This is a genomic window from Streptomyces sp. NPDC020996 (assembly GCF_040641355.1).
GTDB lineage: Bacteria > Actinomycetota > Actinomycetes > Streptomycetales > Streptomycetaceae > Streptomyces.
In genome coordinates this window covers 84,433-105,877 of the sequence record NZ_JBFADM010000013.1, presented here as the reverse complement: position 1 = coordinate 105,877, position 21,445 = coordinate 84,433, and the positions used below count along the sequence as shown (strand labels likewise).

General features: G+C 74.0%; 20 protein-coding genes and 1 pseudogene. 13 read left to right on the top strand and 8 right to left on the bottom strand.

Annotated elements, in window-relative coordinates:
- The first annotated feature begins 445 nt into the window (after window positions 1-445).
- Window positions 446-1,696, top strand: a complete 1,251-nt coding sequence (locus AB0G63_RS12645) for an NAD(P)/FAD-dependent oxidoreductase (RefSeq protein WP_360748535.1) — start codon at window positions 446-448, stop codon at window positions 1,694-1,696.
- Window positions 1,697-2,131: 435 nt separating this feature from the next.
- Here the strand turns inward: AB0G63_RS12645 and AB0G63_RS12640 are convergent.
- The 3 genes and pseudogenes from AB0G63_RS12640 to AB0G63_RS12630 form a co-directional block, all read right to left on the bottom strand.
- Window positions 2,132-2,374: pseudogene (locus tag AB0G63_RS12640) on the bottom strand (mycothiol maleylpyruvate isomerase); the annotation flags it as partial.
- A gap of 185 nt (window positions 2,375-2,559) precedes the next feature.
- Window positions 2,560-3,933: a deoxyribodipyrimidine photo-lyase gene (locus AB0G63_RS12635; RefSeq protein WP_360748532.1), complete on the bottom strand. Its 1,374-nt coding sequence runs from the start codon at window positions 3,931-3,933 to the stop codon at window positions 2,560-2,562.
- A 76-nt stretch (window positions 3,934-4,009) separates the two neighbouring features.
- Window positions 4,010-5,539 carry an SDR family oxidoreductase gene (locus tag AB0G63_RS12630; RefSeq protein ID WP_360748669.1) on the bottom strand — a complete coding sequence of 510 codons (1,530 nt, stop codon included), beginning with the start codon at window positions 5,537-5,539 and terminating at the stop codon, window positions 4,010-4,012.
- 117 nt (window positions 5,540-5,656) lie between these two features.
- Between AB0G63_RS12630 and AB0G63_RS12625 the strand changes: the two genes are divergently transcribed.
- The 9 genes from AB0G63_RS12625 to AB0G63_RS12585 all read left to right on the top strand — a co-directional run bounded on the left by AB0G63_RS12625 (window position 5,657) and on the right by AB0G63_RS12585 (window position 14,812).
- Window positions 5,657-6,163: a helix-turn-helix domain-containing protein gene (locus AB0G63_RS12625; RefSeq protein WP_360748529.1), complete on the top strand. Its 507-nt coding sequence runs from the start codon at window positions 5,657-5,659 to the stop codon at window positions 6,161-6,163.
- Between the two features lie 185 nt (window positions 6,164-6,348).
- The gene (locus AB0G63_RS12620) at window positions 6,349-8,532 is read left to right on the top strand and encodes an MMPL family transporter (RefSeq protein WP_360748526.1); all 2,184 of its coding nucleotides are present in this window, start codon (window positions 6,349-6,351) and stop codon (window positions 8,530-8,532) included.
- A gap of 3 nt (window positions 8,533-8,535) precedes the next feature.
- On the top strand, window positions 8,536-9,321 hold the full coding sequence (locus AB0G63_RS12615) for a SigB/SigF/SigG family RNA polymerase sigma factor (protein WP_360748523.1): 786 nt from the start codon (window positions 8,536-8,538) through the stop codon (window positions 9,319-9,321).
- A 117-nt stretch (window positions 9,322-9,438) separates the two neighbouring features.
- A complete protein-coding gene (locus tag AB0G63_RS12610) occupies window positions 9,439-9,603 on the top strand; it encodes a hypothetical protein (protein ID WP_324787249.1) in 165 nt (54 codons plus the stop codon).
- 482 nt (window positions 9,604-10,085) lie between these two features.
- Complete coding sequence (locus AB0G63_RS12605; protein WP_360748520.1) at window positions 10,086-10,436, top strand: YciI family protein; 351 nt, start codon at window positions 10,086-10,088, stop codon at window positions 10,434-10,436.
- A 152-nt stretch (window positions 10,437-10,588) separates the two neighbouring features.
- The gene (locus AB0G63_RS12600) at window positions 10,589-11,911 is read left to right on the top strand and encodes an aldehyde dehydrogenase family protein (protein ID WP_360748517.1); all 1,323 of its coding nucleotides are present in this window, start codon (window positions 10,589-10,591) and stop codon (window positions 11,909-11,911) included.
- Between the two features lie 189 nt (window positions 11,912-12,100).
- Complete coding sequence (locus AB0G63_RS12595; RefSeq protein WP_360748514.1) at window positions 12,101-13,015, top strand: aldo/keto reductase; 915 nt, start codon at window positions 12,101-12,103, stop codon at window positions 13,013-13,015.
- A 259-nt stretch (window positions 13,016-13,274) separates the two neighbouring features.
- Window positions 13,275-13,679 (top strand): VOC family protein, encoded by a 405-nt coding sequence (locus AB0G63_RS12590; RefSeq protein WP_360748511.1) that lies wholly within the window; start codon window positions 13,275-13,277, stop codon window positions 13,677-13,679.
- Window positions 13,680-13,714: 35 nt separating this feature from the next.
- Window positions 13,715-14,812 carry an adenosine deaminase gene (locus AB0G63_RS12585; protein ID WP_360748509.1) on the top strand — a complete coding sequence of 366 codons (1,098 nt, stop codon included), beginning with the start codon at window positions 13,715-13,717 and terminating at the stop codon, window positions 14,810-14,812.
- On the opposite strand, the gene AB0G63_RS12580 is transcribed toward AB0G63_RS12585, so the two are convergent.
- Both AB0G63_RS12580 and AB0G63_RS12575 read right to left on the bottom strand, forming a co-directional pair.
- The gene (locus AB0G63_RS12580) at window positions 14,776-15,291 is read right to left on the bottom strand and encodes a DinB family protein (protein ID WP_360748506.1); all 516 of its coding nucleotides are present in this window, start codon (window positions 15,289-15,291) and stop codon (window positions 14,776-14,778) included. The genes AB0G63_RS12585 and AB0G63_RS12580 overlap by 37 nt on opposite strands.
- A gap of 25 nt (window positions 15,292-15,316) precedes the next feature.
- Window positions 15,317-16,201 (bottom strand): LysR substrate-binding domain-containing protein, encoded by an 885-nt coding sequence (locus AB0G63_RS12575; protein WP_360748503.1) that lies wholly within the window; start codon window positions 16,199-16,201, stop codon window positions 15,317-15,319.
- Between the two features lie 210 nt (window positions 16,202-16,411).
- On the opposite strand from AB0G63_RS12575, the gene mgrA reads away from it, so the two are divergent.
- On the top strand, window positions 16,412-17,404 hold the full coding sequence (mgrA, locus tag AB0G63_RS12570) for an L-glyceraldehyde 3-phosphate reductase (RefSeq protein ID WP_360748500.1): 993 nt from the start codon (window positions 16,412-16,414) through the stop codon (window positions 17,402-17,404).
- Between the two features lie 229 nt (window positions 17,405-17,633).
- Here the strand turns inward: mgrA and AB0G63_RS12565 are convergent, their stop codons facing one another.
- Window positions 17,634-18,017: a nuclear transport factor 2 family protein gene (locus tag AB0G63_RS12565; protein WP_360748497.1), complete on the bottom strand. Its 384-nt coding sequence runs from the start codon at window positions 18,015-18,017 to the stop codon at window positions 17,634-17,636.
- Between the two features lie 387 nt (window positions 18,018-18,404).
- On the opposite strand from AB0G63_RS12565, the gene AB0G63_RS12560 reads away from it, so the two are divergent.
- Window positions 18,405-18,815 (top strand): hypothetical protein, encoded by a 411-nt coding sequence (locus AB0G63_RS12560; protein WP_360748494.1) that lies wholly within the window; start codon window positions 18,405-18,407, stop codon window positions 18,813-18,815.
- A 399-nt stretch (window positions 18,816-19,214) separates the two neighbouring features.
- Here AB0G63_RS12560 and AB0G63_RS12555 read toward each other — a convergent pair whose 3' ends face one another.
- The gene (locus tag AB0G63_RS12555) at window positions 19,215-19,649 is read right to left on the bottom strand and encodes a nuclear transport factor 2 family protein (RefSeq protein WP_360748491.1); all 435 of its coding nucleotides are present in this window, start codon (window positions 19,647-19,649) and stop codon (window positions 19,215-19,217) included.
- 307 nt (window positions 19,650-19,956) lie between these two features.
- Here AB0G63_RS12555 and AB0G63_RS12550 point away from each other — a divergent pair, with 307 nt between their 5' ends.
- Window positions 19,957-20,412 carry an ATP-binding protein gene (locus AB0G63_RS12550; protein WP_360748488.1) on the top strand — a complete coding sequence of 152 codons (456 nt, stop codon included), beginning with the start codon at window positions 19,957-19,959 and terminating at the stop codon, window positions 20,410-20,412.
- A 43-nt stretch (window positions 20,413-20,455) separates the two neighbouring features.
- On the opposite strand, the gene AB0G63_RS12545 is transcribed toward AB0G63_RS12550, so the two are convergent.
- Entirely contained in the window at window positions 20,456-21,343 is an 888-nt protein-coding gene (locus tag AB0G63_RS12545; protein WP_360748485.1) for an RNA polymerase sigma factor SigF, read from the bottom strand.
- Window positions 21,344-21,445 lie beyond the last annotated feature (102 nt).

The following is a 21,445-nucleotide window of genomic DNA, read 5'->3' as shown; positions in this document are numbered from 1 at the left end:
CGCTCGTGTTCGGCGTCCGGGCCCCGGTTCGGGGCGGAGGTTGCCCCTGCTCGGCGTCTGGGCTCGTCTGGGGGCGGGGACTGCTGTTGGCCGGGTGGCATGGGCTCGGTTCGGGGTGGAGGCCGCTCTTGCTCGGCGTCCGGGCTCGCCTCGGGGCGGAGGGTGCCCCTGTCCGGCGTCTGGGCTCGTCTCGGGGCGGAGACTGCTCTTGGCCGGGGCATGGGCTCGGCTGGGGTTGTACGCCGATCCTGCCTGACGTCCCGGCCCAGCCCGGTGCGGAGACCGTCCTGCCCGGTGTCCGGGCCGGGCCGGGGTGGCGGAGACCGCCCGTCCGGCGCATCCGTGGGCGGCGTACGGCGGGAAGGGATCCACACACGTGCGTGACGGCGCACGAACGCCGTCGCCCGGCAGGTCCGGGCGGCCCGACAGCCCGAGAGGTCCCATCGTGTCCGCGCCCGCCCACACCCCCGACGTCCTGGTGATCGGCGCAGGCGTCGCCGGACTCGCCTGCGCCCGTGACCTGCTCGCGGCGGGCCTCGACGTCCACGTCCTGGAGGCGTCCGACGCGGTGGGCGGGCGGATGCGCTCCGACCGGGTCGAGGGGTTCGTCGTCGACCGCGGCTTCCAGGTCTTCAACACGTCGTACCCGCAGATCCGCCGCCGGCTGTCGCTGCGCGAACTGCGGCTCCGGCCGTTCACGCCGGGCGTCCTGATCCACACCGGGCGCGGCAGGCTGCGTTTCAACGACCCCACCCGCCGTCCCCGCACCCTGTCCGACCTGCTTCCCGGCCGGCTCGCCGGCCCCCGCGACCTCGCGGCGCTCGGCGCGCTGTCGGCCCGCGACCTGCTCGCCCCCGTCCGGTTGGTGAAGCGGTCGCCGGACCGCACCACCCGCACGGCCCTGGCGGATGCCGGGTTCTCGGAGGAGTTCGTCGAGCGGTTCTTCCGCCCGTTCCTGTCGGGGGTGTTCCTGGAGGACGAACTGGAGACCTCCAGCCGGTTCTTCCACCTCGTCTGGCGCAGCATGCTGCGCGGCACCCTGTGCCTGCCCGCCGAGGGGATCGGCGCGGTGCCCCGCGCGCTCGCGGCCGCGCTGCCCGCCGGCACCGTGCGCCTGGAGACGCCGGTGGCCGCGCTCACCGACGACGGCGCCGTCACGGCCGACGGCGCCGAACTGCCCGCGCGGGCCGTGGTGGTGGCGACCGGTCCCGGACCGGCGGCCGCCCTGCTGCCCGGCCTCGACCTGCCCGCCTACCGGACGGTGACGACGTACTACCACGTCACCGACCGCTCACCGCTCGGCGAGCCGACCCTCCTCGTCGACGAGCGGCGGCGGTTCCTCAACACCGTCGTCCTCAGCGACGTCGTCCCGCCCTACGCGCCCGCCGGCTCCGCCCTCGTCGCGACCTCCGTCCTCGGCGGGGACGACCCGGGACGGGAGAGGTCCGTGCGCGAGGCGCTCGCCGAGGCCTACGCCACCTCCACCGGCGGCTGGGACCTGCTGACCGCCCGCACGGTCCCGGACGCGCTGCCCGCGATGCCCCCGCCGCAGCCGCTCAGCCGCACCACCCGGGTCTCGCCGGCCCGTCACGTCTGCGGCGACCACCGCGCCACCGGCTCGGTCCAGGGCGCGCTGGCGTCCGGCGCCCGCGCGGCCCGCGAGGTGCTGCGGGATCTGCGCCACGCCGGCCGCTAGCGGGGCGGTCGCCGCGGGATCCGTGCCGTCGGCAGCCGGGCGGTTCCTCCGGGCGCGTGCAGGATCCGGAGCGGTACTTCGACATCACCGCCCGCACCGCCGAACGCATGGCCAGCCGGCTTCGACCTGCCGGCCCGCTGCCGCGCCGCGCTGCGCCGCACCTTCGGGCTCACCGCCATGGAACCGGCGAGCGGACCGGACGACCGCCGCTGCGGCGAGGCCGTCATCCGCCTGCACACCGACGGCGTGCGCGGCCCCCGCACAACGATCACATGGCCCGCGACGCGCCCGGCACCGACTACCCGGCGGCGGCCCGGCCGGACGTACAGGCCATCACCGAGCTGCCGACCGCGCCGCCGCCCTGAACCGCGGCGTCGGCCCGGGACCGGGCGCCGGGCCCCGGCGCGGGCCGCCCGCCCCGGGGGAGGGGCCGGGTCAGCTGCGCCAGGCCGGGGGCGTCGGCAGGGTGCCGGGCGGTTCGACGGTCAGCGCCCTGCCGTCGGTCCGGCCGGTGAGCCAGCCCAGCAGCCCCGCCGCCGGCCCCGTCACCCGTGGTACCTGTCCGTCCTTGACGACCCGCACGGTCCGGTCCTCGTCCGCGCACAACGTCCTCGGCGGGGCGTCGGGGCCGCCGCGCAGTCTCCCCACGGTCGTCTCCGGCTCGCCGGCGACGAAGAAGGCGGGCCAGTCGGCCGGGCCATGACCGGTGGTCGCTGAAGACCACGGGGATCACGGCCGCCGGTCCCGGACCCAGCACCGCGTAGCCGGCGAGGATCGCTTGTCACGCGACCCGCGGTGCACGCATGTCGGGGGGCGCGCGCGGCCCTACGCGGTGCGTGGGTGGACCCGTCCCCGCGCGGCCCTCACTCGTGCTCCCGGGCGCGGCGGAAGCGGGTCAGGCCGTCGGCGAGGTCGATGATCGGGTCCGGGTAGTCGGCGACGGCGGCCCGGTCCAGGCCCCGCAGTTTCCACGGCTCGTGCACCGCGGGGCCGTCGAGCCCGGCGAGTTCGGGAACCCACCGGCGGACGTAGGCGCCGTCCGGGTCGTGCCGCTTGGCCTGCGTGACCGGGTTGAGGACGCGGTTGGGCCGGGTGTCGGTGCCGGTGCCCGCCATCCACTGCCAGTTGAGCTGGTTGTTGGCGATGTCGCCGTCGACCAGCAGGTCCAGGAAGTGCCGGGCGCCGACGCGCCAGTCGACGTACAGGGTCTTGGTCAGGAAGCTCGCGGTCAGCAGCCGGCCCCGGTTGTGCATCCAGCCCTCGTGACGCAGCTGGCGCATCGCCGCGTCGATCAGCGGATAGCCGGTACGGCCCTCCCGCCAGGCCGCGACGTCCTCGGCGGCCTCGTGCTCCGAGCGCCAGCGGTCGTGCTTGGTGCGGTAGTCCGCGGTGGCCGCGGCGGGCCGGGCCGCCAGCACCTGGCGGTGGAAGTCCCGCCAGGCGATCTGTCGTACGAACGCCTCGGCGCCCGGCCCGCCCGCCTTCCGCGCCCGGTGGACGGCCTCGACGGGGGAGACCGTGCCGAAGTGCAGGTGCGGCGAGAGCCGGGAGGTGGCGTCACCGGCCAGGTCGTCCTGGCGGTCCTCGTAGTCGGCGAGCCCGCCGCGCAGCCAGGCGGACAGGCGCCTGCGGCCCTCCGACTCGCCGCCCGCCGCCAGGGCCGGCGACAGCCCGGAGAGGCCGGCCCGGGAGGGCAGCGGCTCGGAGCCGACGCCGTCCGGCACCCGCACGGCGCGCGGCGCGGCCAGCGGATCGCGCAGCCGCAGCCCGGACCACCGCCGGAAGTACGGCGTGAACACGGCGAAGTGGTCCGAGGAACTCGGCGTCACCGCGCCGGGCGTGACGGCCGTGGTCACCGTGTCGTGGACGTGCAGCCGCCTGCCCTCCGCCTCCAGGGCGCGCCGCAGCCGCCGCTCGCGCAGCTGCGCGTAGCCGCTGACGTCGGCCGCCATGTGGACCTCGTCGGCGTCCGTCTCTGCGGCCACCTTGCACACCTCCTCGACGACGTCCCCGGAGCGGACCACCAGCCGCCCGCCGCGCTCGCGCAGCCCCGCGTCGAGGTCGCGCAGGCAGTCGGCGAGGAACGCCAGCCGGTTGGGCGCGGCGAAGCCGGCCCGCGCCACACCCCGGTCGCGTACGAACAGCGGGACGACCTGGTGGGCCTCGCTCGCGGCCCGCAGCGCGGGATGGTCGTGCAGGCGCAGGTCAGAGGTGAACAGAACGACCGAGACGTTCATGGTGCGTACTCCGGGTGACGGGAAGGAGGCGGCCGGTGAGGTGTTTCCGGCCGGGGCGAGCCGGCGGATGCGGCCGTCAACGGGCCGACGTGCGTTCCCTCGCCGGTGGGACGGGCGTCCGTGCCGCGGCCCGCGCGATGTTGCGGGCCATGCCGCCGAACACGACGGCGTGGAAGGGCGAGACGCTCCACCAGTAGGCGTGCCCGAGCAGCCCGTGCGGGTGGAACAGGGCCCGCTGCCGGTAGCGGGTGCGGCCCTCGTCGTCCGTCTCCGCGCGCATCTCCAGCCAGGCCAGCCCCGGCAGCCGCATCTCCGCGCGCAGCCGCAGCAGGTGGCCGGGCTCGATCTCCTCCACCCGCCAGAAGTCCAGCGAGTCGCCGACGCGCAGCCGCGCCGCGTCGCGTCGCCCCCTGCGCAGGCCGACCCCGCCGAACAGCCTGTCCAGCAGGCCGCGTACCGACCAGGCGAGCGGGAAGGAGTACCAGCCGTTGTCCCCGCCGATGCCCTCGATCACCCGCCACAGCGCCTCCCGCGAGGCGTGCACGGGCCGCTCGCGCCGGTCCGTGTACAGGCTGCCGCCCGCCCAGTCGGGGTCGGTGGGCAGCGAGTCGCTGGGCGCGCCGGGCACCGACGCCGACGACCAGCGGGTGGTCACCTGGGCGTCCCGGACGCGCTGGAGCGCCAGCCGCACCGCCTTGTCGAAGCCGATCGGATGGCCCGGCGGGTCGGGCACGTACCGTGCGATGTCGTGCTCGTGGCAGATCACCTCGTGGCGCAGCGACTCGGTGAGCGGCCGCGCGATGGACGCCGGCACCGGCGTCACCAGGCCGACCCAGTGGCTGGAGAGCCGGGGGGTGAGGACCGGCACGGGCAGGATGATCCGGCGCGGCAGGCCGGCCACCGCTGCGTACCTCATCATCATGTCCCGGTACGTCAGCACCTCCGGTCCGCCGATGTCGAAGGCGCGGTTGACGTCGGCGGGCATGCGCGCGCTGCCGACCAGGGCGCGCAGCACGTCGCGCACCGCCACGGGCTGGATGCGGGTGCGCACCCAGCTGGGGGTGACCATCACCGGCAGCCGCTCGGTGAGGTAGCGCAGCATCTCGAAGGAGACCGAGCCCGAGCCGATGACCACCGCCGCGCGCAGCACGGTGGTCGGCACCCCCGACGCCAGCAGGATCCGGCCCACCTCGGCCCGTGACCGCAGGTGCGGGGAGAGTTCCCGCTCGGGCACGCCCACGGGGGTCAGTCCGCCGAGGTAGACGATGCGCCTTACTCCGGCCGCCCGGGCCTGCTCCCCGAAGATCCGCGCCGCCCGGCGGTCGGTCTCCTCGAACGTGGCGCCGGTGCCCAGGGCGTGCACCAGGTAGTAGGCGACGTCGATCCCGCGCATCGCCTCGGCGACGGACGCGGCGTCCGTGACGTCGCCGCGCACCACCTCCGCCTCGCCCGCCCACGGGTGGTCGCGCAGCTTGCCGGGCGACCGGGCCAGGCAGCGCACCGTGTGCCCCTCGGCGAGCAGCTCCGGCACCAGACGGCCGCCGATGTATCCCGTCGCCCCGGTCACCAGGCAGCGCAGCCCGGGTCCGCCCTCGTCGTGGTTCATCAGTCGCCGGCCCTCCGTGTCGATGGCGTCCATGGCGTGCATGGCTTCGATGGCTCCCTGTGATCCCTTCCACGGACGCGGCGGCAGTGGATGCGCGTGCTTCTATAGGGTGATCCCGTGGCCACAGCAGACGACCGGGAGCGGCGGACGGCGACGCAGCCCGGACCCGGAGTTCCCGCGGGGACCGACCTGCAGTCCCTCGCCGTGCACCTGCGGCGGATGAACGGCGAGATCAACCGTCTGGTCCACGGCTTCGCCGCCGACCACGGCCTGCACGCCACTGATGTCCAGGCGCTCGCGGCGATCCTGGACGCCGACGAGCCGATGACGCCCGGGCGGCTGCGCGAACACCTCGGGCTCAGCTCCGGCGCCGTCACCGCCTGCGTCGACCGGCTGGAGCGCGCCGGGCACATCCGGCGGGTGCGGGAGAGCGCGGACCGCAGAGTGGTGCACCTGTACTACGCGGCCGACGCGCGGGCCGCCGCGCGCACGTACTTCCGGCCCCTCGCGCAGGCCGCGCAGGCGGCGCACGCGCGCTTCACGGACGAGGAACTGGCCGTGGTCACGCGCTTCGTGGCGGCCATGAACGAGGAACTCGCCCTGCTGAGGTTCCACGGCTCCTGACCGCATCCGCCGACCCGCGGACAGCGGAAGAGCAGGTGTCGCTACGATCATGTAGCTCAATGATTGAGATTGTTTCTCATTGAGATACGTGTACCGAGGTACCTGCCGAGGTACTGCCGAGGCACCGGTCCGGACACCGGCCGCGGCGCCCGACCGAGGCACCGTCCCATGAAGCCAGGAGAACCATGTCCCTCACCGCACGACGAGGCCGCTTCCTCGTCCCCCTGCTGCTGCTCGTCGTCTGGCTCGGCGTCGGCGGAGTGCTCGGCCCGTACGCCGGCCGGCTCGGCGAGGTCGCCACCAACGACCAGGCCGCCTTCCTGCCGCGCAGCGCCGAGTCCACCGAGGTCGTCGCCGAGCAGCGCGCCTTCCGGCAGGACGAGACGCTGCCCGCGATCGTGGTGTGGACCGACGCGGACGGCGGCCCGATGCGGGACAGGCAGGCCGCGGCCGGGCAGGCCCTCGCCTCCCTGACGGACCTGCCGGGCGTGTCCGGGAAGGTCTCGCCCGCGCTGCTCTCCCGGGACGGCCGGGCCGTCGAGGGCGTGGTCCAGCTCAGGCCCGACCTGGGGGAGCGGCTGCCCGACGTCCTCGACCGGATCCGCGCCGCCGCCGAACGCGTACCCGGCAGCACGGTCGAGCTGGCGGGACCGGCCGCGACCCGCGCGGACCTGTCCGACGCCTTCGCCGGGATCGACGGGCTGCTGCTGGCCGTCGCGCTGGTGACGGTCCTGGTGATCCTGCTGCTGGTCTACCGCAGCGTGCTGCTGCCCCTGGTGATCATCATCGGCGCGGTCTTCGCGCTGGGCCTGGCCTGCGCCGTCGTGTACGTCCTCGCCGACCACGGCGTCGTCCGGGTCGACGGGCAGGTCCAGGGCATCCTCTCCATCCTCGTCATCGGCGCGGCGACCGACTACGCGCTGCTGCTGACGGCCCGCTTCCGGGAGGAGCTGGCCGCGCGCACCGACCGGTTCGCGGCCGTGCGGGCCGCTCTGGGGCGGTCCTGGGGCGCCGTCGTGGCCAGCGCCGCGACCGTCGCGCTGGGGCTGCTCGCCCTGCTGACGAGCGACCTGACGAACAACCGGGCGCTCGGCCCGGTCGGCGCGATCGGCATCGCCTGCGCGCTGGTGAGCTCGCTGACCTTCCTGCCCGCCGCGCTCGTCCTGCTGGGCCGCGCCGCGTACTGGCCGGCCGCCCCGCACGCCGGGGACGAGGAGCGCGGGGGCCGGGGCGTGTGGCGGCGCGTGGCCGGCCTCGTCGACCGTGCGCCCCGGAAGGTCTGGGCCGTCTCTCTCGCCGTGCTGATCGCCTGCGCCGCCTTCGCCCCCGCCCTCACCTCCAAGGGCGTACCCCTCGACGAGACCTTCGTCGACGACGCGCCCTCGGTGGCCGCCCAGCGGACCCTCTCCCGGCACTTCCCGGGCGGCTCCGGCAACCCCGCCGTCGTCATCGCGAACGCCGACCGCCTCGACCGCGTCGTCGCGGCCGCCCTGCGCACCGACGGCGTCGCCTCGGCGGCCGGCGTCTCCGCCTCCGGCCGGCCCGGCGGCTCCCCGCTGGTCGTCGACGGGCGGGTACGCGTCGACGTCACCCTGAAGGCAGCCGCCGACAGCGACGCCGCCAAGGACACCGTGGCCCGGCTCCGCGGTGCCCTGCACGCGGTGCCGGGCGCCGACGCCCTCGTCGGCGGCTACACCGCGCAGCAGTACGACACCCTGCGCACCGCCGAGCGGGACCGCACCCTCATCGTGCCCGTCGTCCTGGCCGTGATCCTCGCCATCCTGGCCCTGCTGCTGCGCTCGCTGCTGCTGCCCGCGCTGCTCGTGGCCACCGTCGCGCTGAACTTCCTCGCCACGCTCGGCGTCTCGGCCCTGGTCTTCCGGCACGCCCTCGGCTTCACCGGCACCGATCCCTCGGTCCCGCTGTACGGCTTCGTGTTCCTCGTCGCCCTCGGCGTCGACTACAACATCTTCCTCATGTCCCGGGTGCGCGAGGAGTCGCTGCGGCACGGGGTGCGCCAGGGCATCCTGCGCGGGCTGGTCGGCACCGGAGGCGTGATCACCTCGGCGGGCGTGGTGCTCGCCGCGACCTTCGCCGCCCTCGGGGTGATCCCGCTGGCGTTCCTGGTGCAGATCGCGTTCATCGTCGCCTTCGGCGTGCTCCTCGACACCCTGGTCGTGCGCTCGCTGCTGGTGCCCGCCCTCGCCCGCGACCTCGGCCCCGTCGTGTGGTGGCCGGGACGGCTGTGGCGGGAGAGCCGCACCCCGGCAGGCCGGGCCGACGGGTCGCGGGAGACCGCATCCGTGACCGCCGACGCGACGGAAGGAAAGGTGACGCCCACGTCGGCCAGGATCCCGACCGAGGAGTGAACCGTGTCCTTGCAGCCCGTCGTGACCGGCCCCGCCGACGCCCGCGCCCTGTCCCGGCCGCTGTTCGAGCGGCTGCGCTCGCTGGACGAGGGCACCCCCGCGTACATGTACGTCCGCAACACGCTCGTCGAGCTCAACATGGGGCTCGTGCGGTACGCGGGGCGCCACTTCCGGCCGCGTCCGGAGATGTACGACGACGTGCTCCAGGCCGGCACGATCGGGCTGATCAAGGCCATCGACCGGTTCGACCCGACCCGGGGCAACGACTTCGAGGTCTTCGCCGTGCCCACCGTGTTCGGGGAGATCAAGCGGTTCTTCCGCGACACCACCTGGGCGGTGCGCGTGCCCCGGCAGCTCAAGGAGTACCGCGCCGTCCTGCTGGAGGCCCGCGCCGAGTTCGAACAGGAGGAGGGACGCTCGCCCACCGTCGGTGAGCTCGCCCGGCGCACCGGACTGTCGCAGGAGCAGGTGCTGGAGGGCCTCCAGGCGGCGGGAGGGCACGACGCCGTCTCCCTGGACGCGCCCGCGGAACCGGGTGAGGGCGAGGTCCTCGGCGACCTGCTCGGCGCGGACGACCCCGCCCTCGCCAGGGCCGAGGACGTGGCCACCCTCGGTCCGCTGATCGCGGCGCTGCCCGCCCGTGAGCGCCGGATCCTGGACATGCGGTTCCGGTGCGACATGACCCAGAGCGAGATCGGCGCCGAACTGGGCATCTCCCAGATGCACGTCTCCCGCCTCCTGAGCCGCACCCTGGCCCGGCTGCGCAGTCGGCTCGACGGCCGCGGTTGAGTGAAACCGCCGGGCCCGGCCGCCGGGGCGCACATGTCCGCGCTGTTTGCGGGCACGAGGAAGAGCACGACAGACGTCGTGAGGATGCCCAGGCCGACGCAGGAGGTGGCTGCCGCTATGAGCGGGAAGGTGTTGGAGCGTTTCCCCGCAGGAGCTCCGCGCGGATCGTGGCCGGCGGAGGAGTACGCCGCGCAGCGCCGTGCCGCGGGGGAGCCCGCCGAGGTCGTGATGGACCTCGAATCGGACGCCTTCCTCGTGGTCGTCGCCGGCGACGAGGACTGACCGGCCGCCCTTCGCACCGCCTCGGGCCGCGCCGCCGCCCCCGGCCCCCAGGCTCCCGCCCCCGGGCCCCAACGCCTCGTGCGCGGTTCCTCCGCGGTGCGGCGCAGCGAATCCAGCGGGGCGACCGCCGCCCGCCAAGACCGCCACGGGTCGAGGCCGCGCGCATCAGGCCACGCGCGGGTCGTGTCAGGCCGTACGCGGGGGTCGTGGCCGCGCGCGTCAGGCCGTACGTCCGCGCCCGCGGCACCAGCCGCTCCTCGATCCGCTCGCGCGGGAGGGGACGGCCGGCCGGCGCGCACGAACCGCGCCGAGCAGCGCGCCCCGGCCGGGATCCCCGTCACCTCCCGCGCCACCGCGCCGGCCGCGGGCGCCCCGCCGTACAACGGGGAATTCTCGCGAGGCCGCCGTGCACGGTGTGGAATCGGGGGTGTGCCGTTCGTGCGGAAGGTGACACGAGGACACCCGGCCCCCTGGAGGACGCCATGACGTACTACCTGCTCAGCGTGGTCCAGCCGAGCGAGGCGGAGCCGCCCTCGGCGGAGGCGCTCGCCGAGATCGGCCACAACCTCGAGGTGTTCCACCGGGAACTGCGCGAGGCCGGCGCGTGGGTCTTCGCCGGAGGACTGCACGACCCGGAGAGCGCGACCATGCTGCGGCCCCACGACGGGGAGGTGCTGGCCACCGACGGGCCCTACGCCCAGGGCAAGGAGTGCCTGGGCGGCATCTGTCTGATCCAGGCGCCCGACCTGGACGCGGCCCTGCGCTGGGGACGCCGGGCGGTGTGGGCCACGACGCTGCCGATCGAGGTGCGCGCCTTCATGGACGAGGCCTGACGCCGGGCAGGGACAGCGTCGCGGATCTGCGTCACAGCACCGGAATTTATTTTGGTGTATGAAATGTTGGTGTATGCATCGACCTCCGGGTCGACCGGACCGTTCAGACCGCATCGGCGAGCCGCGAGGCCCGCCCCAGCAGCGAGGCACCCGTGAACCACCCCAGCCCCGAGCAGCCCGCCGACATCGTGGCCCGGCTGCGGGCCACCTTCCGCACCGGCCGCACCAAGCCCCTCGCCTGGCGCACCGACCAGCTGCGCCGCCTGCGCGCGCTGCTCACCGAGAAGGGGCCCGACCTGGCCGCCGCCCTCCACGCCGACCTGGGCAAGAGCGCCACCGAAGCCCACCGCACCGAGATCGGCTTCACCGTCCGCGAGATCGACCACACCCTCGGCCACCTGGCCGACTGGCTGCGTCCGGAGCCCGCCCCGGACCCGGCGCACCTCGGGGCCGACGCCCGCGCGTGGACGCAGTACGACCCCCTCGGCGTCGTCCTCGTCATCGCCCCCTGGAACTATCCCGCCCAGCTCCTGCTCGCTCCGCTGGTCGGCGCGCTCGCCGCCGGCAACGCGGTGGTCGCCAAGCCCAGCGAGCTGGCCCCGGCCACCTCCGCCGCCCTGGCCCGCCTGCTGCCGGAGTACCTCGACACCGACGCGGTCGCCGTCGTCGAGGGCGGGGTCCCCGAGACCACCGCCCTGCTCGCGCAGCGCTTCGACCACGTCTTCTACACCGGCAACGGCGCCGTGGGCCGCATCGTCATGCGCGCCGCGGCCGAGCACCTCACCCCGGTCACCCTCGAACTCGGCGGCAAGTCCCCGGCGTTCGTCGACCGCGGCGTCGACCTCGACGTGGTCGCCGACCGGCTGGCGCGCGGCAAGTTCCTCAACGCCGGACAGACCTGCGTCGCGCCCGACTACGTGCTGACCGACCCGGCCACCGCCGCCGCCCTGGAACCCGCTCTGGCCCGTGCCGTCGAGGCCCTGTACGGCAGCGACCCGCGGACCTGTGGCGAGTACGGCCGCATCGTCAACGAGCGGCACTTCGACCGGCTCACCGGTCTGCTCGGCTCCGGCCGCGTGGTCGTGGGCGGGGACAGCGACCGGGCGCAGAAGTTCATCGCGCCGACCGTCCTGGCCGACGTCGACCCCGACGCGCCGGTGATGCGGGAGGAGATCTTCGGCCCCATCCTGCCCATCGTGACCGTCTCCGGCCTGGACGAGGCGATCGACTTCGTCAACGACCGGGACAAGCCCCTCGCCCTGTACGTCTTCTCGGAGTCCGAGGGCACCCGCGCCCGGATCGCCGCGGAGACCTCCTCGGGCGGCCTCGGATACGGCCTGCCGCTGGCCCATCTCACTGTCTCCGACCTGCCGTTCGGCGGAGTGGGGGAGAGCGGCATGGGGAGCTACCACGGCCCCTACTCGATCGAGACGTTCAGTCACCGCAAGGCGGTCCTCGACAAGCCGCTGCGCTGACCCCGGACGTCGGCGACAGGCGGGATCCCTCGCCGGTCGCCGGCCGCCGGTTGCCGGTCGTCGTTGCCGGTCGGGGCGGTCGAGCGTGCCCCACCCCCACCCCGGCCGGCCGGCCGCATCAGCGTCGGCCACGCCGGGGTCGGCCGTGAACGCCCAGTGGAACCAAGGGAGTCGTGCGAGACTCCGCCGATGACCTCCGAAATGATCACCGCGGACGCGGCGGGCACCTGGACTCTCGGCGACCTCACCGTGGCCCGCGTCGGCTTCGGCGCGATGCGGCTGACCGGCAGCGCCGCCTTCCACCTCGGGACGCCCAGCGACCGCGAGCGCGCGATCGCCGTGCTGCGCAGGGCGGTCGAACTCGGCGTCGACCACATCGACACCGCCGCCTTCTACTTCTCCCGGCTGCGCTCCGCCAACGAGATCATCAACAGTGCCCTGTCCCCGTACCCGGACGGCCTGCTCATAGCCGCCAAGGTCGGGCCCTTCCGCGACTACCACGGGGAGTGGGGCACCTCCGCCCGGCCCGACCAGCTGCGCGGCCACGTCGAGGAGAACCTCCGCCAGCTCGGCCGTGACCACCTGGACCTGGTCTACCTGCGGCGCATGCGCCAGGACTCCGTCGCCGAGCACTTCGGGGCGCTCGCCGAACTGCGCGACAAGGGCCTGATCCGGCACCTCGGCGTCTCCGACGTCGAGCCCCGGCACCTCGCCGAGGCGCTGGCCATCGCCCCCGTGGTGGCCGTGCAGAACCGTTACGCGCTGGACTCCCCGGACCCCGCGACCGACGAACTCCTGCGCGTCTGCGGCGAACAGGGCATCGCCTTCGTGCCGTTCTACGCGGTCGCCGGACGGCGCGGCCCGCAGGCCGCCGACGCCGACGCGGGCGCCGACCACGACGAGGTGCTCGCCGTGGCCCGTGCCCACGACGCGACCCCCGCCCAGATCCGCATCGCCTGGACGCTGCACCAGGGCCCGCACGTGCTCGCCATCCCCGGCACCGGTAACCCCGGCCACCTCGCCGAGAACGTCGCGGCGGGCGCCCTGCGCCTGACCGACGACGAGCTGCGCCGTCTCGACGCCCTGCGCCGGCCGGCCGGCTGACACGCCACCGCGCGGACAGCTGACCCGGGCTGACACGACCCCGGCCGGACAGCTGACCCGGGCTGACAAGACCCCGGCCGGACAGCTGGCACGACTGACACGACGCCGGCAGGCCGCCCGACACCACGCCGGCGCCCGACACCACGCCGGCGCCCGAAGCAATCCGCCGGCACTCTCTCGCGCCCGTCCGGCCGGGACTGGCGCCCGCGACGTTCTACGTATAACCTCTCGCGTCGACCGCCCGCACCGAAAGGCCACGATGAGACGCGTCGCCCTGGTCACCCTCGTCGTCGACGACTACGACGAGGCGATCCGCTTCTACACCGAGGCCCTCGGATTCCGGCTCGCCGAGGACAGCCCGCGCCCCGACGGCTCCCGCTGGGTCGTCGTCGAACCCGGCACCGGATCCGGCGGGACCGGCCTGCTGCTCGCCCGCGCCAAGGACGAGGCACAGCGCGCCCGGATCGGCGACCAGACCGGCGGGCGCGTCGGCTTCTTCCTGCACACCGACGACTTCGCCCGCGACCACGCCCGGATGCTCGCGGCGGGCGTCGCCTTCCTGGAGGAGCCCCGGCACGAGCCGTACGGCTCGGTCGCCGTCTTCCAGGACCTGTACGGCAACCGCTGGGACCTGCTCCAGCCCGCCGCCCCCGCCACCCACTGACCGTCCGCACCACCCCCGCCGAGGAAAGCCCGCCCATGACCGCGCCGCGCATCGACGCCGACACCCTCCGCCGCCTGCCCAAGGCCGTCCTGCACGACCACCTCGACGGCGGCCTGCGCCCCGCCACCGTGGTCGAACTCGCGGCCGAGGCCGGCCACACCCTGCCCACCACCGACCCGGACGAACTCGCCGCCTGGTTCGTCGAGGCCGCCGGCTCCGGCGACCTGGTGCGCTACATAGCCACCTTCGAGCACACCCTCGCCGTGCTGCAGACCCGCGAGGGCCTGCTGCGCGCCGCCGAGGAGTACGTGCTCGACCTCGCCGCCGACGGCGTCGTCTACGGCGAGGTGCGCTATGCCCCGGAGCTGATGGTGCGGCGCGGGCTTACGCTGCCGGAGGTCGTCGAGACCGTCCAGGAAGGGCTCGCGGCCGGCATGGCGAAGGCGGCCGCGGCCGGTAGCCCCGTGCTCGTGCGCACGCTGCTGTGCGGGATGCGCATGTTCGACCGCACCCGCGAGACCGCCGACCTCGCGGTCGCCTTCCGGGACGCCGGCGTCGTCGGCTTCGACATCGCCGGCGCCGAGGACGGCTTCCCGCCCGCCGACCACCTCGACGCCTTCGAGTACCTGCGCCGCGAGAATGTCCCCTTCACCATCCACGCCGGCGAGGCGTACGGCCTGCCCAGCGTCCACCAGGCCGTACAGGTGTGCGGCGCCCAGCGCATCGGCCACGGCGTGCGCATCACCGAGGACATCCCCGACCTCGCGGCCGGCAAGCTCGGCCGTCTCGCCGGCTGGGTCCGCGACCGCCGGATCGCCCTGGAGATGTGCCCGACCTCCAACCTCCAGACGGGCGCGGCCACCTCGATCGCCGAGCACCCGATCACCGCGCTGAAGGACCTCGGCTTCCGCGTCACCCTCAACACCGACAACCGTCTGGTGTCCGGTACGACGATGACCCGCGAGATGTCCCTGCTCGTCGAGCAGGCCGGCTGGACGGTGCGGGACCTGCGCACGGTCACGCTGAACGCCCTCAAGAGCGCCTTCGTCCCGTTCGACGAGCGCAACGCCCTCATCGAGGACGTCGTCCTGCCGGGCTACGCGGCGGTGCTCCCCAGCAGCCCCCGTACGTAGGCGGCCTGCCCGACGTGCTGCAGGTCGTCCGACAGCACGCTGACCAGCCGCACGCCCAGGCTGACCGGCGGGTCCCAGCGCTCGTCCACGATCCGCTCCAGGTCCTTGGCGGCGAGGGAGCGCAGGGCCTGGAGGGTCTGCTCGTGCACCGCGTCGTAGTACCCGGTCAGCAGGTCGCCGGAGTCGACCCGCACCTCGGCGACCTCCGCGGGGCTGTGTCCGTAGCCGGTGTCGTGGCGGGGCAGGCCGAGCCCGAAGCGCTTGTGCCAGTCCCGCGCCGACCAGGCCTGGTCGAGACCGAAGGCGTCGGCGACGTGGTCGTCCTGGACGCGGGTGAGGTGCCACACCAGCCAGGCGATCGAGTTGGCGTCGTCTGAGGGGCGGGCGTTGAGGGCGTCGGGGCCGAGGCCCTCGACGACGGCGTGGACTTCTTCCCGGATGCGGCCGTACCCGTCGATGAGGATGTCCTTCGCATGCATACCTCCACCATCCCCCAGCCGCCGCCTACGCGCCCCCCGATTCCAGCAGCGCCATCAGCGCGCGGGCCGCGGGGCTGGTGGCCTGCGGGGGCGGCAGCAGGGCGGCGCTCTCGTACACCGGCTCGCCGCCGTCCTTCAGGTCCAGGGCGGTCAGCGACGCCCGCTTGTACCGGAAGTGACGCGGTACGACGGCGATGCCGAGGTTCTCGCCGACCAGGTCCAGGAGACTGTGCACGTCGTTGACCTCGAGCGCGACCGTGCGACGCACCCCCGCCCCGGCGAAGGCGGCGTCGGTGGCGCGGCGGGGCCCGAAGTCCGGCTGGAAGTCGACGAAGACCTCGTCGGCGAGGTCGGCCGGGGCGACGGTGGCGCCGGCGACGGAGAGCGGGTGCGAGGCGTGACACAGCACCGTCATCGGCTCGCTCGCCAGCGACACCGACCTGAGCTGATCGCTGTCCGCCTGGGTGCGGTAGGCGAACGCCAGGTCCAGCCGGCCCGCCGCGACCTCCTCCGCCAGCGCGCCCGACCCCGCCTGCCGCAGCCGTATCTCCACGTCCGGGTGGCGTCGCCGGAACGCGGCGAGCAGACCCGCGACGTGCAACCCGGCGATGCACTGCTCGGTGCCCAGCGACAGCGTCCCCCGCAGCACGCCCTGCACGGCCGCGACCGCCTCGTGCGCCGCCCGCACCTGCGCCAGGATCCGCTCCGCCTCGCCCAGCAGTGCCCGCCCCGCCTGGGTGAGGGTCACCCGCCGCGTCGTCCGCACGAACAGCGGCGTCTGCAACTCCCGCTCCAGCGCCCGTATCGACGCCGACAGGCCCGACTGGGACACCATCAGCCGTTCGGCGGCCCGGGTGAAGTGCTGGTCCTCTGCGACCGCGACGAAGTGCTGGAGGTGACGCAGTTCCATCGGGCCTTCTCTCGTGTCGATCGTCCGCCCATGGTAGGCAGCGGACGTCCGGCCGGACCTCCACGCTCGCGGCCGCCGGGGCGCGATTGAGAAGCCGCCCCGCTGAATCCCATCTGACTTGCCTGTTGGACCGCCGGCCTCGGGCCACGACAGAGTGGGACCGGTTCCCCGGAACCGGTAATCCCGTGTGCCGATCCCCATGGAGTCGCGTTGTACACCGCACACCCCGACCGCTACGCGCAGATGCCCTACCGGCGCACCGGACGCAGCGGACTGAAGCTTCCCGCGCTCTCGCTCGGCCTGTGGCACAACTTCGGCCCCGACCGCCCGGTCGAGACCCAGCGGGCCATCCTGCGCCGCGCCTTCGACCTCGGCGTCACCCACTTCGACCTCGCGAACAACTACGGGCCGCCGCCGGGTGCGGCCGAGTCCGCGCTCGGCGAGGCGCTGAAGACGGACTTCGCCGGCTACCGGGACGAGCTGGTGATCTCCACCAAGGCCGGCTACCTGATGTGGCCCGGCCCGTACGGCGAGTGGGGCTCCCGCAAGTACCTGCTGTCCTCGCTCGACCGGAGCCTGCAACGGATGGGCCTGGACTACGTCGACATCTTCTACTCGCACCGCCCCGACCCGGACACTCCCCTGGAGGAGACGATGGGCGCCCTGCACTCGGCGGTGCAGCAGGGCAAGGCGCTGTACGTCGGCGTCTCCAACTACTCGGCGGAGCAGACCCGTGAGGCCGCCCGCATCCTCGGCGAGCTGGGCACCCCGCTCCTGATCCACCAGCCGCGCTACTCCATGCTGGACCGGCGGCCCGAGGAGGAAGGCCTGCTGGACGCGCTGGACGAACTCCAGGTCGGCTCGATCGTCTTCTCCCCGCTGGAGCAGGGCCTGCTCACCTCCCGCTACCTCGACGGCATACCCGAGGACTCGCGGGCGGCGAGCGACAGCCCCTTCCTGAACACGGACGCGGTCACCGGCGAACTGGTCGGCAAGCTCCGCGCCCTCGACGAGATCGCCAAGTCCCGCGGCCAGTCCCTGGCCCAGCTCGCCCTGGCCTGGGTCCTGCGCGGCGGCCGGGTGACCTCCGCCCTCGTCGGCGCGAGCAGCCCCCGGCAGATCGAGGACAACGTCGCGACCATCGCCAACCTGGACTTCGACGAGGACGAACTGGCCCGCATCGACGCGATCGTGAAGGGCTGAGCCCAGGGGGCGCCGTCCTTCGGGGCGGACGGCGGACGTCGGCTGTGCAGCCCGGTCCGGTCCGGGCTCCGGGCTGGTCGGTCCGGTCCGGAGCCCGGACCGGGTCGCAGCCCGGCCGTCCCCGTTCGGTCTTCCCCGCGTGGCCTTATCCGTCCGCCGCTCCCGGTGGGCGTCCGCTCGGTGGAGCGTGCGCGGCGGGAGCGGCGGACGGCGTTGCCGGGGCGGCCCCTCAGGCCCCGGCGGGCACCCGGTCGAGAAAGCCCAGCACGTCGCGGATGCGGTCGTCGGCGTCCAGGGTGACGACGTCGGATCCGGCGACCGGTGCGGAGCCGTCCGCCTCGCTCACCAGTTCCCAGGCGAAGCGCGCCGTGTCGTGATGGCCGTCCACCGAGCCCGTCAGCCGGAAGACGAAGCCCGGGAACTGCTCGTGGGCCGCCGCGATCACGGCCGCGATCTGCTCGTGGCCGCTGACGTCGGCCAGCGGGTCGGTGTAGGCGCCGTCCGCGGACCAGGCGGCGGCGACCGCCTTCGCCCGCGCCTCCGGCTCACGCGCGTTCCAGGCCTCGAGGTAGCGGGCGACGGCGTTTTCGTAACGGTCGGTGTTCGCGGACATGGCTGATCGGCCTCCATCAGAACGGTGGTCGCTGCTCGGAATCCCGGATCCCGCCTCGCGGTGACCCGGTACCGCAACCATGCCCGCGGCGGCCGGCACCGTCGATTACCCCTCGGGTAATGGCCCGCACTCCCCGGTGGCGCTCGGCTGTCCCTCGGCTGTCCCTCGGCTGTTCCTCCGCCGATGGGCCCGCCTGCCGGATTTCGGCCAACGGACGCGGTGAATATGCCGAGAGACTGGCCAAAAAGTCGTGGTGACAGTGTTCCGACAGTGAACATACTCGACTGTGAGAGACTTCACAGAGCGAAGCCCTGATCACTTAACGCACACGACCCGCACCGAAAGCGAGGCCGACCGGCAGGCGAACGCCGCGACGGGGGAGCGACCGTGCACGACGAATTCCTGTGCCATGTCACCGCGTACGGCACCTGCGGAGGGCAGCGCATCGGAGTACCCCTCGGAACCTATCGCGCCCCCACCCTCGCCCTCGCCCTGTGGTGGCTGCGCGACCGCGCCAACTGGATCGCCGACCGCCTCGACCCGCTGCCCGAGGCCGGACACTTCCCGTCCGGCTCGCTCGTCCCGGTCGCGGACACCGTGCCCGACGTGCCGGCCGTGCTGCGCGCCTGGTGCGGCGATCCGGACCGGCAGGAACTCGTCGCCGATGAACTGGCCATGGGCCGACTGGTGCGGATCGCTGTCTGCGACGACACCACCGAGTACGAACTGCTCGCGGAGTCCGTCGACGCGCTGCGCATGCAGCGGATCGTTCCGGCGCTGGTCATGCCCGTCGGCTGAGGCAGCCCGGACGCAGCGCGCCGGACGCGCACCCGGCCGGTCACGCCGACCGCGCCCGTACGGGTCCCGCAGACCGGGACGGGCTCCGCGGCGACGGACCCGGACCGTGACCACCGCGCCGGACGTGATCCGCTCGGCGACGTCGGCCTCACCACAGCCGGGCCGGCCCGGCACCCTCGCGGTGCGCGCTCGGCGCGAGGGCCGACACCGTCCGTCGCCGTCCGTCGGGACGGCCCGCGGACGGTGCCCGGCGGGCTGACCGGCGACCCGGATGACGGCCCGCCCGCGCCGGCCCTCCCGGCACGGCATGCCCGCCTGGGAGGCCCCGGCCCCAACCGGCCAGGCACGCCCACGCCCTCCCGGGCGCGGGCGGGGGTCATGGCGGCGCGGCGGCGCCGGTCACGGGCGGCGGGCCGGGGCTTCTTCCCGGTACAGGCCGTTCAGCGGCTCCCGGCGCGGCACGACCTTGCGGTGGCAGATCCGCCAGCCGGCGTCGACGCGGACCACGACGTCCTCGTAGGTCACGGAGCCGCACGAGCCGTCCGCCATGATGCCCAGCCCCTTGGAGCGGACCCGGACCCGGCCGTCGGTGACGTCCTCGACGACGACGTTGGTGACATGGTGCGCCACGGGGTTCGCCGCCCCCAGCGCCAGTGCCGCGTCGCGCAGGGCGGCGAGTCCGGTGAGCCGGCCCTGTCCGAAGCCGGCCAGGTCGTAGACGACGTCCGGGGTGAACACCTCCCCGCACCGGCCCAGCTCGCCCTCGTCGACCAGATGACCGTGCAGCGCGATCAGTTCGATGACGGCCAGGCGGTCCTCGAGTGCCAGTGCCATGTTCTGTCCTCCTGTACGCCCGAATCTGCCTGTACGTCCAAATCCACCCGAAGGGCCGTCCGCGTCGGCCGCGCCGCGCTCCGGTCGTCTCCCCTCGCCGCGTGCCCCTCGTCGTCTTGCGAGTCGGGCTCGGCGCCCGTGTCCGTGTGCCGTCTCCGCGTACAGTGCACCGCAGGCGCCGGGCACCGCGTCGGCCAGGCGCCTTTTCCGCCCTTTCCGGCCGGGGCAGGGGACTGTGCGGCCCGGGGCGGGGTACGAGCAGTGGTGCAGCAGACGTCCGGCCAGTCCGGCTTCGAGAGAGAAACGCATGATCGACCAAGTGGGCGGGGCAGTGGTTCCGACAGGTTTCGACGTGCCCGTGGAGCCGCTTCGGCGGGCGGCGCACTACAGCGGTGAACCGGGGTGCATCGCCGAGGCGCGGTCCTTCGCCGCGCACTTCGTCGCCCGGCTGAGAACCGAATGGTGCGCCGAGATCGGCAGCCGCGCCGAGGACGAGATCCTCCTGGTCGTGAGCGAGCTGGTCACCAACGCCGACCGGCACAGCAACGGGCCGTACATCCTGGAGCTGGAAGGCACGGACGCCACCGTGACCGTGTGCGTCTACGACAGCAGCGCCGCCCTGCCGCGCCGTTTCCCCCGTGACCCGCAGCGCGTCGGCCGGCACGGCCTGGAGATCGTGCACGTCGTCGCGGAGCGGGTCACCGTCGAGCGGGTTCCGGTGGGCAAGCGGGTGTGCGCCGTCGTACGCCTGCGCGGCGACTGACCGCGAAGGCCGCGTGCCCTCACGCGCAGCCGAGCACGCGGCCTCACGCGCAGCCGAGTTCGCCCAGCATGCCCTCGCGCAGCCGCGCGATGATCCGCTTGATCAGGCGGGACACGTGCATCTGGGAGCAGCCCAGCCGCTTGCCGATCTCCGCCTGGGTGGCCTCCTCCACGAACCGCATGTGCAGGATCTGCCGGTCCCGTTCGCCCAGCTCGGCCATGAGCGGAGCGAGCGAGTGGAAGTCCTCGACGAGCCGCAGCCCGTCCTCCTCGACGCCGATGAAGTCGGCCAGGACCGCCTCGCCGCCCTCCGGTCCGTCGCCGGTGAGCGCGGCGTCCAGCGACGCGGAGTTGTATCCGTTGGAGGCGATCTGGGCCTCGACGACCTCGCGCTCGGAGATGTTCATGAGCGTGGCCAGCTCGGCGACGGTCGGCTCCCGGTCCAGCCGGCTGGCGAGCTCCTCGCGTGCCTTGGCCAGCTCCACCCGCAGCTCCTGCAGCCGCCGCGGCACGTGCACGGCCCACGTGGTGTCACGGAAGAAGCGCTTGATCTCGCCGACGATGTACGGCAGCGCGAAGGAGGTGAACTCGACCTCGCGCGAAAGTTCGAACCGGTCGATCGCCTTGATGAGGCCGATCATCCCGGTCTGGACGATGTCCTCCATGTCGTCGCCGCGCCCGCGGAAACGTCCGGCGGCGAACCGCACCAGCGACATGTTCATCTCGATGAGGGTGTTGCGCGCGTACTGGTACTCGTGCGTGCCCTCCTCGAGTTCCGAGAGGCGCCGGAAGAACTGGCGGGACAGCTCCCGTGCGTCGCGCGGGGCGACGGCCCGCGGATCCGCGATGCCCGGCAGTGCCTCGTCGCCCGTGCCGGCCGCGGCGGTCCTGGTCGCGACCTCTGCCTTCGACCGATTCACGGCGGTTTTCATTCCCTCTCCCACGAAAGTCTCGGTCCGACGTCTTGTGCTGTCTGGCTCGGGTCCTTCCCGGTTGCGCGTACCCCGTGCATGACGGACCATGCCCCCCGCGTG